The 13,481-nt window shown below is 72.1% G+C and carries 1 protein-coding gene (running past one end of the window); it reads right to left on the bottom strand.

What is annotated here, in order from left to right; genetic code table 11:
• Window positions 1–13,481, bottom strand: the start of a protein-coding gene (locus ACX9TP_RS40010) for a non-ribosomal peptide synthase/polyketide synthase (protein WP_482975940.1). 33,244 nt of this gene lie to the left of the window's left edge; 13,481 of the gene's 46,725 nt are visible here — the first part of the coding sequence; the start codon lies at window positions 13,479–13,481; its stop codon lies beyond the left edge, outside the window.

Genomic DNA, 13,481 nt, shown 5'->3' with positions numbered 1-13,481 from the left:
CGGCCCAGGGCCGCCAGCAGCACGTCCGGGAGGCGGGCGCGGTACGCCGCGGGCACCTCGCGCAGCAGCGCGTGCGTCTCCGCGGACTCCAGGCTGGTGGAGATGGAGCGCGAGGAGGCGACGGTGTTCTCCCCGTGCGCCCTGTCGCGGGGCAGGGGCTGCGCGTGCGCGCGGGCCTCGTCCAGCCAGTAGGGCTGCTCGGCGACGAGGGCCTCGGAGCCCGCATGCTGGTGCAGGCGCTCGGCCCAGGCCTTGAAGGAGGTGGTCTTCGGCGGCAGGGCGGGGGCCGCGCCGCGCTGGAGCTGGCGGCAGAGCGACTCCAGGTCCTCCACCAGGACTCGCCAGGAGACGGCGTCGACGACGAGGTGGTGTGCCACCAGCAGCAGGCGCGCGGGCTCTCCCGGGCCGAAGTCGAAGAGGGCCGCGCGCAGCAGCGGCGGCTCCCCCAGACGGAAGGAGGTGTGCAGCTCGGTGGCGAGCGCCTCCACCGCGCGGGCGCGCGCGTCGGGGGACAGCGAGGACACGTCGGCCCGGTGCAGCGTGGGCGCGGACTCCAGGCCCGTGGCGTGCTGCCGCCAGTGGCCCGCCTCCTGGAAGAACCGCAGGCGCAGGGCGTCGTGGTGCTCCACCAGCCTGCGCAGGGCCGCCTCCAGCACGGCGGGCTCCAGCGGCTCCCGCACCCGCAGCATCAGCGCCTGGTTGAAGTGGTGCTGCTCGGGCCCGCCCTCCTCCAGGAAGGCGAGCTGGATGGGCGTGAGCGGCACCGGGCCCACGACAGGGGCCTGCTCGGCGGTGGCGCCATGGCGCGTGGAGACCTCCTTCGCGAGGGCGGAGATGGTCTGGTGCTGGAAGAGCTGCCGGGGCGTGAAGTGGAGGCCGGCCTGGCGGGCGCGGGCGATGAGCTGGAGGCTGATGATGGAGTCGCCGCCGAGCTGGAAGAAGTTGTCATGGATGCCGACGCGGGGCACGCGCAGCACCTGGGCCCACACGGAGGCCAGGGCCTCCTCGGTGGCATCGCGCGGGGCGGCGTACGTCTCGGCGGAGGCCTTCGCCAGCTCCGGGACGGGCAGGGCCTTCCTGTCCACCTTGGCGTTGGCGGTGAGCGGCAGCGCGTCCAGGCGCACCAGTGCGGAGGGCACCATGTACTCGGGCAGCCGCTCCTGAAGGAGTGCGCGCAGCGCGACGGTGTCGAACGGCTCGGGCGCCACCACGTAGCCGACGAGGCGCTTGGTGCCGGGCACGTCCTCGCGCGCGAGCACCACGGCCTCGCGCACCCCCGGCAGGGCCAGCAGGGCCGCTTCCACCTCGGCCAGCTCGATGCGGTAGCCACGCACCTTCACCTGCGCGTCCGCGCGGCCGAGGAATTCCAGCACGCCGTCATGGCGCCAGCGGGCCAGGTCGCCCGTGCGGTAGATGCGGGCACCGGGCACCCTGGAGAAGGCGTCCGGCAGGAAGCGCTCGGCGGTGAGGGCCGGCTGCTCCACGTAGCCGCGGGCCACGCCGTCGCCGCCGATGAACAGCTCTCCGGTGATGCCCGCGGGCACGGGCTGGCCGCCCGTGTCGAGCACGTACACCTGCGTGTTGCCGATGGGGCGGCCGATGGGCACGGAGGTGCCGGGCTGCTCCGGAGACGTCATCCGGAAGCATGAGGCGAAGAGCGTGGACTCGGTGGGCCCGTAGCAGGCCGTCACCGGGATGCGCAGCTCCTCCAGCACCCGGCGCACGTGCGGGGCGGACACCACGTCACCACCGGTGAGCAGCTGTCTCACCGTGCGCAGGCCCTGGAGGTGGGTGTCCACCACCTGGGTGAACAGGCCCGCGGTGAGGTGCAGCGTTGTTACCCCGTGCTTCACGAGCAAGGCCTCCAGCTCATGCACGTCGGAGGGTGCATGGGGCGGGAAGATGGCGAGGCGCGCGCCATGGAGCAGCGGGCCCCACAGCTCCAGGGTGGAGGCGTCGAAGGAGACGGGAGCGATGAGCAGGAACGTCTCGTCCGGACCGAGGTGCGCGTAGTCGACACCGAAGACGGTGCGCAGCACGGCGGCCTGCGGAGTGCCGACGCCCTTGGGACGGCCCGTGGAGCCGGAGGTGAAGTCGATGTACGCGAGGCTCTGGGGCTGAGCGGCCATCGGCGGCGAGTGCGTGGGCTCGCCCTCCAGGGACACTTCCTCCAGCACCACCGTGGGCAGGCCGTCGGAGGGGAGCTTTGGCAGCAGCGCGCGGGAGGTGACGAGCACGCGCGGGCGCGAGTCCTCCACCATGGCGTGCAGACGCTCACGCGGGTAGCTCGAATCCAGCGGGACGTAGGCGCCGCCGGCCTTGAGGATGGCGACCAGGGCCACTACCAGCTCCAGCGAGCGCTCCAGGGCAATGGCCACGCGCGAGTCGGTGCTCACGCCCAGGCCGCGCAGGTGCCAGGCGAGCTGGTTGGCACGCGCGTCGAGCTGCCGGTAGGTGAGCTTGGAGTCGCCGAACTCGACGGCCACCTTGTCGCCATACCGAGCCACCACCTGCGAGAAGACCTCGGGCAGGGTGGAGCCGCGCGGGTAGTCGGAGGCGGTGGCGTTCCACTCCACGAGCACCTGCTGGCGCTCCGCCTCGGTCATCATGGCCACGGAGGCCAGGGGTGCCTCGGGCCGGGAGACCAGGGCCTCCACCAGCGTGCGGAAGTGGGCCGCCATGCGCGCGGCCGTGCCTGCCTCGAACAGGTCGGTGTTGTAGTCGAGCTGGCCGGAGTAGCCCTCCGGCGTGTGCGACAGGTTCAGCTCGAGCTCGAACTTGACGGGCTTGTGCTGCGTGCCCAGCCCGCGCAGGGCCAGGCCGGGCAGCACCAGCTCGGGCATGGGCGCGTTCTGGAGGGCGAACATCACCTGCACCAGCGGTGGCCGGCTCAGGTCGCGCTCCAGCTTCAGCTCCTCGATGATGCGCTCGAAGGGCAGCGCCTGGTGGGCGAACGCGCCAAGGGCGGTGTCGCGCACCTGGGCCAGCAGCTCCCGGAAGGACTCCGTGCCGGACAGGCGGGCCCGCAGGGGCAGCGTGTTGACGAAGAAGCCGACGAGGGGCTCCAGCGCGGCATTGTCACGTCCGGCCACGGGAGCGCCGATGACCACCTCCTGCTGGCCGGAGTAGCGGCTGAGCAGGAGCTGGAAGGTGGCCAGCAGCGCCATGAAGGGCGTGGCGCCTTCACGGCGGCACAGCGCGTCGAGCGCCTCGGTCAGCGGCACGGGGAGGTGAACGGGACACGAGGCGCCGTGCGAGGTCTGCACGGACGGGCGGGGCTTGTCGGTGGGCAGCTCCAGCGCATGGGGAGCCCCCGCCAGCCGCTCGCGCCACCAGGCGAGCTGTGCCTCCAGCGCCGCGCCCTGCAGCCAGCCGCGCTGCCACACGGCGTAGTCCGCGTACTGCACGGCCAGCTCCGGCAGCGGCGAGGGCTGGCCCTCGCGGAAGGCCGCATACAGGGCGCCCAGCTCGCGCACGAGCACGCCGACGGACCAGCCGTCGGAGATGCTGTGATGCATCGTCACCAGCAGCACGTGCTCGGTGGCGCCCAGGCGGAGCAGCGTGGCGCGCAGCAGCGGGCCCCGCGTGAGGTCGAAGGGGCGTCGCGCCTCTGCCGTCACGAGACGGCGTGTCTCGGCCTGCCGCTCCTCGGGGGCGCGCGCGCCGAGCTCCACCACGGGCAGCGAGAACGGAGTGGCCGGCTGGATGCGCTGGACGGGACGGCCATCCAGGGAGGTGAAGGTGGTGCGCAGGGACTCGTGGCGGCGCTGAATCTCCGTGAACACGCGCTCCAGCGCGGGCACGTCCAGGTCCCCGTCGAGCGCCAGGGCGGTGGGGATGTTGTAAAGGGGGCTGCCCGGCTCCAGCTGGTCGATGAACCACAGACGCTGCTGGGCGAAGGACAGTGGCAGCTCGCCGGTGCGAGGCGCCGGAGTCAGCGGCGGAGCCTGAAGTGCCTTGCCGCCCGACTCGGCCAGGGCCTCCAGCCGCGTGGCCAGCTGGGCCACGGTGGGAGCCTCGAACAGCTCGCGCAGGGGCAGCTCCACGCCGAAGGAGGCCTGAAGGCGCGAGAGGGACTGGGTGGCCAGCAGCGAGTGGCCGCCCAGCTCGAAGAAGTCGTCATGCACGCCCACGCGCTCGACGTGCAGCAGCTCCGCCCAGAGGGTGGCCAGCTGCTGCTCGACGCGGGTGCGCGGCGCGACGTACTCGCGCGCCTGGGCCTCGGAAGTGCCCTCGGGAGGAGGCAGGGCCTTGCGGTCCACCTTGCCGTTGGGCGTCAGTGGCAGCGCGGGTAGCACGGCCATGGCGGCGGGCACCATGTACTCGGGCAGCCGCTGCTTGAGGGAGGCACGCAGGATGGCGGTATCGAGGGTTTCGTCCTCCTGGGCGACGACGTAGGCCACCAGCCGGGAAGCGCCAGGGGAGTCCTCGCGCACCACGGCCACCGCTTCGCGCACGGACGGGTGCTGCAGCAGGGCGGACTCGACTTCGCCCAGCTCGATGCGGAAGCCGCGCAGCTTCACCTGCGAGTCGATGCGGCCCAGGTACTCGAGGGTGCCGTCGGCCAGCCAGCGCGCCTTGTCGCCGGTGCGGTAGAGGCGGGCACCGGGGACACCGGAGAAGGCATCCGGCACGAAGCGCTCGGCGGTGAGCTCGGAGCGGCCGAGGTAGCCGCGAGCCAGGCCCACGCCTCCCACGCACAGCTCGCCGGGCACGCCCACCGGCAACGCGCGCAGGGCCGCGTCCACCACGTACAGCCCCAGGTTGGCCCAGGGCCGCCCAATGGTGAGGCGCTGCCCAGGCACCAGCGGCTCGGTGATGGAAGCGCAGACGGTGACTTCCGTGGGGCCGTAGGCATTCAGGAACCGCACGTGCGGCCCCCAGCGCTGCACCAGCTCCGGCGTGCACGCTTCGCCAGCGGAGACGAGGGTATGCAGGAAGGGGAAGTCCTCGGGCGTCAGCTGCGCCAGCACCGAGGGCGTCAGCGTCACGGCGGTGATGGACTCCTCGCGCGCCAGCGTGCGCAGCGGCGCACCGGGCATCAGCTTCTCGCGAGGGGCCAGCACCAGCGTGGCACCCGACAGCAGGGCGCTGAAGATTTCCCACACCGAGGCATCGAAGCCGGAGGAGAAGAACTGGAGCACCCGGCTGCCAGGGGCCAGGCCCATGGAGCGGCCCGTCTGCAGGGCCGTGTTGCACAGGCCCCGGTGCTGCAGCAGCGTGCCTTTGGGCCGGCCCGTGCTGCCCGAGGTGTAGATGACGTAGGCGAGGTTGTCGGCTCCCGCGCCGGTGGTGGGCGCGGTGGTGGGCTGGGAGGAGATGAGAGAGGCGTCCGAATCCAGCAGGACGAGTTGCTCGCCGCCGGAGGGCAGCTCATCGGCGATGGCCTCGGTGGTGACGAGCACCGGAGCGGCGCAGTCGCGCAGCGTGTACGTCAGCCGCTCCACCGGGTAGCTGGGGTCCAGCGGCACGTAGGCGCCGCCGGCCTTGAGGATGCCGAGGATGGAGATGATGGTTTCCAGCGAGCGCTCGACGCAGAGGGCAACGGGCACGTCGGCGCGCACGCCCAGCGAGCGCAGGTGCCAGGCCAGCTGGTTGGCGCGGGAGTCGAGCTGGGAGTAGGTGAGCTGCTGGCCCTCGAAGCGCAGGGCGATGGCGTCGGGAGTGCGGGCGGCCTGGGCCTCGAAGAGCTGGTGGGCGCAGGCTTCCGACGGGAAGTCACGTGCGGTGGCATTCCACTCCACCAGCATTTGGCGCTGCTCGGCGTCGGTGCTCAGCGTCAGCGCGGAAACGCGCGCTTCGGGCCGAGCAGCTGCGGCCTGAAGCACCGTGCCGAGGTGCTGCACCATGCGGTCGATGGTGGAGGCCTCGAAGAGGTCGGTGCGGTACTCGCAGGTGCACTGCAGTCCCTGCGCGGTTTCGAGAATGGAGAGGGTGAGGTCCAGGCGCGAGGTGCTGACGTCGACGCCCTGGGGGCGCAGGGTGAGGCCGGGGACCTGCAGCTCGGTGGTGGGCTGGTTCTGCAGCACCAGCTTCACCTGGAAGAGAGGGGCATGGCCCAGGCTGCGCTCGGGGTTGAGCGCCTTGACCAGCTCCTCGAAGGGCAGGTCCTGGTGGGCGTAGGCGCCCAGCGTGGCATCCCGCACGCGACCGAGTAGCTCGCGGAAGGTGGGGTTGCCGTCCAGCCGCATGCGCAGCGCGAGCTGGTTGATGAAGAAGCCGATGAGGCCCTCGGTCTCCGCACGGTTGCGATTGGCGATATCGGTGCCGAGGACGAAGTCTTCCTGGCCGGAGTAGCGGGAGAGGACGACCTCGAAGCCGGCCAGCAGGGCCATGAAGAGGGTGATGCCCTCCTGCTGGCACAAGGACTGGAGTCCGTCAGACAGCTCACGCGGCAGCACGCGCGTGAGGGTGGCGCCGCGGAAGCCCTGGACGGCCGGGCGCGGGAAGTCGGTGGGCAGCTCCAGCAACTGGGGGGCGCCAGTCAGGTGCTCGCGCCACCAGGCCAGTCGCGCCTCCAGGGCCTCCCCCTGGAGCCAGGAGCGCTGCCAGGCCGCGTAGTCCGCATACTGCACGGGCAGCTCTGGCAACGACGGAGGCTGCCCGGTGGCGAAGGCCACGTAGAGCGCGGCGGACTCGCGCACCAGCACGTTCATGGACCAGCCATCCGTGACGATGTGGTGCAGCGTCAGCAGCAGCAGGTGCTGGGACTCGGACAGCCGAAGCAGCGTGGTGCGCATCAGCGGACCACGGGCGAGGTCGAAGGGACGCTGCGCCTCTTCGCGTGCCAGACGCCGGGCCTCTTCCTCGCGCTGGTGCTCGGGCAGCGAAGACAGGTCCACCACGGACATGCGCACGGGCATGGACGGGTGGATGTGCTGCACCGGTCCATCCCGGAAGAGGGTGCGAAGCACCTCGTGACGGCGCACCAGCTCGGTGAAGCTGCGCTCCAGCGCGGCCACGTCGAGCGTGCCCTCCAGCCGCAAGCCGAGGGGGACGTTGTAGAAGGGGCTGCCCGGCTCCAACTGGTCGAGGAACCACAGGCGCTGCTGCGCGAAGGACAGCGGCAGCTCGCCGGTGCGAGGCACCGGAGTCAGCGGCGGAGCCTGCGTTGCCTTGCCGCCCGACTCGACCAGGGCTTCCAACCGCGTGGCGAGGCCCGCGACGGTGGGGGCCTCGAAGAGCTCGCGCAGGGGCAGCTCCACGCCGAAGGAGGCCTGAAGGCGCGAGAGGGACTGGGTGGCCAGCAGCGAGTGGCCGCCCAGCTCGAAGAAGTCGTCATGCACGCCCACGCGCTCGACGTGCAGCAGCTCCGCCCAGAGGGTGGCCAGCTGCTGCTCGACGCGGGTGCGCGGCGCGACGTACTCGCGCGCCTGGGCCTCGGAAGTGCCCTCGGGAGGAGGCAGGGCCTTGCGGTCCACCTTGCCGTTGGGCGTCAGTGGCAGCGCGGGCAGCACGGCCATGGCGGCGGGCACCATGTACTCGGGCAGCCGCTGCTTGAGGGAGGCGCGCAGGACGGCGGTATCGAGGGCCTCGTCCTCCTGGGCGACGACGTAGGCCACCAGCCGGGAAGCGCCGGGGGAGTCCTCGCGCACCACGGCCACCGCCTCGCGCACGGACGGGTGCTGCAGCAGGGCGGACTCGACTTCGCCCAGCTCGATGCGGAAGCCACGCAGCTTCACCTGCGAGTCGATGCGGCCCAGGTACTCGAGGGTGCCATCGGCCAGCCAGCGCGCCTTGTCGCCGGTGCGGTAGAGGCGGGCACCGGGCTGGGTGCTGAAGGGATTGGGGACGAACTTGTCGGCCGTCAGCTCCGGACGGCCGAGGTAGCCGCGAGCCAGGCCCACGCCTCCCACGCACAGCTCGCCGGGCACACCCACCGGCAACGCGCGCAGGGCCGCGTCCACCACGTACAGCCCCAGGTTGGCCCAGGGCCGCCCAATGGTGAGGCGCTGGCCGGGCACCAGCGGCTCGGTGATGGAGGCGCAGACGGTGACTTCCGTGGGGCCGTAGGCATTCAGGAACCGCACGTGAGGGCCCCAGCGCTGCACCAGCTCCGGCGTGCACGCTTCGCCAGCGGAGACGAGGGTATGCAGGGAGGGGAAGTCCTCGGGCGTCAGCTGCGCCAGCACCGAAGGTGTCAGCGTCACCGCGGTAATGGACTCCTCGCGCGCCAGCGTGCGCAGTGGCGCGCCGGGCATCAGCTTCTCGCGAGGGGCCAGCACCAGCGTGGCACCCGGCAGCAGGGCGCTGAAGATTTCCCACACCGAGGCATCGAAGCCGGAGGAGAAGAACTGGAGCACCCGGCTGCCGGGGGCCAGGCCCATGGAGCGGCCCGTCTGCAGGGCGGTGTTGCACAGGCCCCGGTGCTGCAACAGCGTGCCCTTGGGCCGGCCCGTGCTGCCCGAGGTGTAGATGACGTAGGCGAGGTTGTCCGCGCCCGCACCACTCTCAGGAGTCGTCGTGGGCTGGGAGGAGATGAGAGAGGCGTCCGAATCCAGCAGGACGAGTTGCTCGCCGCCGGAGGGCAGCTCATCGGCGATGGCCTCGGTGGTGACGAGCACCGGAGCGGCGCAGTCGCGCAGCGTGTACGTCAGCCGCTCCACCGGGTAGCTGGGGTCCAGCGGCACGTAGGCGCCGCCGGCCTTGAGGATGCCGAGGATGGAGATGATGGTTTCCAGCGAGCGCTCGACGCAGAGGGCAACGGGCACGTCGGCGCGCACGCCCAGCGAGCGCAGGTGCCAGGCCAGCTGGTTGGCGCGGGAGTCGAGCTGGGAGTAGGTGAGCTGCTGGCCCTCGAAGCGCAGGGCGATGGCGTCGGGAGTGCGGGCGGCCTGGGCCTCGAAGAGCTGGTGGGCGCAGGCTTCCGACGGGAAGTCACGTGCGGTGGCATTCCACTCCACCAGCATTTGGCGCTGCTCGGCGTCGGTGCTCAGCGTCAGCGCGGAAACGCGCGCTTCGGGCCGAGCAGCTGCGGCCTGAAGCACCGTGCCGAGGTGCTGCACCATGCGGTCGATGGTGGAGGCCTCGAAGAGGTCGGTGCGGTACTCGCAGGTGCACTGCAGTCCCTGCGCGGTTTCGAGAATGGAGAGGGTGAGGTCCAGGCGCGAGGTGCTGACGTCGACGCCCTGGGGGCGCAGGGTGAGGCCGGGGACCTGCAGCTCGGTGGTGGGCTGGTTCTGCAGCACCAGCTTCACCTGGAAGAGAGGGGCATGGCCCAGGCTGCGCTCGGGGTTGAGCGCCTTGACCAGCTCCTCGAAGGGCAGGTCCTGGTGGGCGTAGGCGCCCAGCGTGGCATCCCGCACGCGACCGAGTAGCTCGCGGAAGGTGGGGTTGCCGTCCAGCCGCATGCGCAGCGCGAGCTGGTTGATGAAGAAGCCGATGAGGCCCTCGGTCTCCGCACGGTTGCGATTGGCGATATCGGTGCCGAGGACGAAGTCTTCCTGGCCGGAGTAGCGGGAGAGGACGACCTCGAAGCCGGCCAGCAGGGCCATGAAGAGGGTGATGCTCTCTTGACGGCACAGGGCCTGGAGCGAATCCGCCAGCTCGCGCGGCAGCACGCGTGTGAGGGTGGCACCGCGGAAGCCCTGGACGGCCGGGCGAGGGAAGTCGGTGGGCAGCTCCAGCAGCTGCGGGGCGCCAGTCAGGTGCTCACGCCACCAGGCCAGTCGCGCCTCCAGGGCTTCCCCCTGGAGCCAGGAGCGCTGCCAGGCCGCGTAGTCCGCATACTGCACGGGCAGCTCCGGCAACGACGGAGGCTGCCCGGTGGCGAAGGCCACGTAGAGCGCGGCGGACTCGCGCACCAGCACGTTCATGGACCAGCCATCCGTGACGATGTGGTGCAGCGTCAGCAGCAGCAGGTGCTGGGACTCGGACAGCCGAAGCAGCGTGGTGCGCATCAGCGGACCACGGGCAAGGTCGAACGGGCGCTGCGCCTCTTCGCGCGCCAGACGCCGGGCCTCTTCCTCGCGCTGGTGCTCGGGCAGCGCGGACAGGTCCACCAGGGCGAGGGGGACGGGGGCGGGCGGGTGGATGACCTGGACCGGGCCCTCCTGGAAGGTGGTGCGCAGGGACTCGTGGCGGCGCATCAGCTCCGTGAAGCTGCGCTCCAGCGCGGCCACGTCCAGCGTGCCCTCCAGCCGCAAGCCGAGGGGGACATTGTAGAAGGGGCTGCCCGGCTCCAGCTGGTCGAGGAACCACAGGCGCTGCTGGGCGAAGGACAGCGGCAGGCCACCGGTGCGAGGCATGGGGACCAGGGGCGGAGTCTGCGGGCCCTGCAGCCCGCTCCTCGCGGCGGCGTCCACGCGCATGGCGAGGCCCGCGACGGTGGGCGCCTCGAACAGCTCGCGCAGCAGCAGCTCCACGCCCGTGGCGGCGCGCAGCCGCGCGGCCAGCCGGGTGCCCATCAGGGAGTGGCCGCCCAGCTCGAAGAAGCTGTCGGTGGCGCCCACGCGCTCCACGCCCAGCACCTGGGCGAAGATGCCGGCCAGCAGCTCCTCGGTGGGTGTGCGCGGGGCCACGTACTCAGGGCTGCTTCCCGTCAGCTCCGGAGCGGGCAGGGCCTTGCGGTCCACCTTGCCGTTGGGCGTGAGGGGAAAGGCGTCGAGCGCCACGAACAGCGAGGGCACCATGTGCTCGGGCAGGTGCTGGCGGGCGTAGTCTCGCAGCGCGCCCGTCTCCACGGTGTGGCCCGGTTGGGGCACGAGCCACGCCACGAGGCGTCCGTCCCCCGAGGCGTCCTGGTGCACGCCCGCCACGGCCTGCCGGACGGACGGGTGGCGTGACAGCGCGGCCTCCACCTCGCCCAGCTCGATGCGGAAGCCGCGCACCTTCACCTGGAAGTCGGTGCGGCCCAGGAAGTCCAGGGTGCCGTCCCTGCGCCAGCGCGCCAGGTCACCGGTGCGGTACATGCGGCCGCCGGGGACACCGGAGAAGGCATCCGGCACGAAGCGCTCGGCGGTGAGCTCGGCGCGGCCCAGGTAGCCACGCACGACGCCGTCACCGGCGATGAACAGCTCGCCCGGGGCGCCCACCGGCGCGGGCTGGCCGTGCGCGTCCAGCACGTACAGGCGGGTGTTGGCGATGGGGGCGCCGATGGAGATGGTGGCAGCGCCCGCGTCACCGTCCCCCACGCGGTGGGTGGAGGACCAGACGGTGGTCTCCGTGGGCCCATACATGTTGGTGAGGGCGGCGGAGGGCAGGGCCGCGCGGAGCTGGGCGGCCAGCGGCCCGGGCAGGGCCTCGCCACCGATGAGCAGGTGGCGCAGGGCGCCGAGCGCCGGGACGGACTCGGAGGCCAGCACCCTGCCGCGAGCGAAGGCGGGCGTGCACTGCAGGTGCGTCACCGCGTGGCGGCGCAGCACCTCGGGCAGCGCGAGCGCGGCGCCCTGGCGCGTGGCGGCCCGCTCGTCATGCAGCACGACGTGGTAGCCACGGGTGAGCGTCCACAGCAGCTCCAGGACGGAGATGTCGAAGGAGATGCTGGTGACGGCCAACCACGTGCCGGGCGAGGACGTGCCCAGCAGTGAGTCCATGGCGCCGAAGAAGTTGGCGGCGGTGCCGTGTGGCACCATGACGCCCTTGGGCCGGCCCGTGCTGCCCGAGGTGTAGATGACGTAGGCCAGGTTCTCCGCTCGCGACGTACCCGGGCTGCTGGCGGCGGGCTCGCCGTCCAGGACCTCGTCGAGCAGCAGCACCTGGGCGTCCCCGGCGGGGACGGTGCCGAGCAGGTGGCGCGAGGTGAGCAGGACGGACGCCCCGGAGTCCTGGAGCATCCAGCTCAGGCGCTCGGCGGGGTAGTCCGGGTCGAGCGGGAGGTAGGCGCCGCCGGCGTGGAGCACGGCGAGCATCGCGGCGACCATGTCGGGCGAGCGCTGGAGGCACAGCCCCACGGGTGCATCCGGCCGGACGCCCAGCGCCTGGAGCCGGTGCGACAGGCCGAGCACGCGCTGGTGGAGCTGGCGGTAGGTGAGCTGCGTCTCACCGAAGCTGAGCGCGGGCGCGTCGGGCGTCCGGGCCACCTGGGCCTCGAACTGGTGGTGGATGCAGGACGCGTCGTAGGGGCGGGCCGTGTCGTTCCACGCCGCCAGCACCTGCCGGCGCTCGTCCGAGTCCAGCAGCGGCAGCTCGGACAGGCGCCGCTCCGGGTTCGCGGCGATGCCCTCCAGCAGCTGCTGGTAGTGCTTCAGCAGCCGCGCCACCGTGGCCCCGTCGAACAGGTCCGTGCGGTAGACGGCGGCGACGCGCAGCCCCTGGGGCACCTCGGCCGCCAGCAGGGACAGGTCCACCTGGCTGGCGCCGCTGTCCACCGGCTGCGCCTCCATCACCATCCCGGGGACCTGCAGCGCGGGCAGCGGCGCGTTCTGCAGGGTGAAGAGCACCTGGAACAGGGGGTTGATGCCCAGTCGCCGCTCCGGCTGGAGCGCCTCCACCAGCTTCTCGAAGGGCACGTCCTGGTGGGCGAAGGCCCCCAGGGCGGTGTCATGGACGCGGCCCATCAGCTCCAGGAAGGAGGGGTCGCCGGACAGGTCCACACGCAGGGCGAGGGTGTTGACGAACAGGCCGATGAGCCCCTCCAGCTCGGCGCGGTTGCGGCCGGCCACGGGCGTGCCGACGACCAGGTCCTCCTGGCCGCTGTGGCGCGCCAGCAGCACCTGGTAGGCGGCCAGCAGGAGCGTGAAGAGGGTGCGACCCTCGCGCCGGGCCAGCGCCTCGAGGGACTGGAGCAGCTCCAGGGGAAGCACCACCGTGTGGCGGGCGCCGCGAGAGGTGGCCACGGCGGGCCGGGGCTTGTCGCCGGGCAGCTCCAGCAGGGCGCGCGGGTCCAGCCGCTGGCGCCAGTACGCCAGCTGCGTGTCCAGTGTCTCCCCCTTCAGGTAGTCGCGCTGCCAGGCGGCGAAGTCCGCGTACTGCATGGGCAGCGGCGGCAGGGGCGACGCCCGGCCCGCGGCCAGGGCCGGGTAGAGCGCGCCCAGCTCTCGCACGAGCACGCCCAGCGTCCACCCGTCGGAGATGATGTGGTGCAGGTTGAGCAGCAGCAGGTGCTCGCGCGCGCTCCACCGGTACAGCGCGGCGCGCAGCAGCGGGCCCTTCTCCAGCTCGAAGGGGCGCTGCGCGTCGGCATGGAGCCTGCGCCAGGCCTCCGTCTCGGACCCGTCCGCGACGTCCACCACGTCCAGGGGCAGCTCCAGCGACGGGGAGATGTGCTGGAGCAGCCGCCCGTCCTGCTCGACGAAGGTGGTGCGAAGCGGCTCATGGCGCTGCACCAGCTCCTGCAGGGCGCGGCGCAGGGCGTCCACGTCCAGCTGGCCCGTCAGGCGCACGGAGATGGGGACGTTGAGCGCGGAGCTGCCGGGCTCCAGCTGCTCCTGGAGCCACATGCGCTCCTGGGCGAAGGACACCGGGACACGACGGGACTGACGGGTCTTGTCGCGCAGCAGCTCTGCGAGCCGCGCGCGCTTCTGGTCTGGAGTAAGCGACAT

Source organism: Pyxidicoccus sp. M15 (assembly GCF_056858435.1).
Note: the sequence above shows the minus strand (reverse complement) of the source record. Positions and strands in the feature narration are given on the sequence as shown.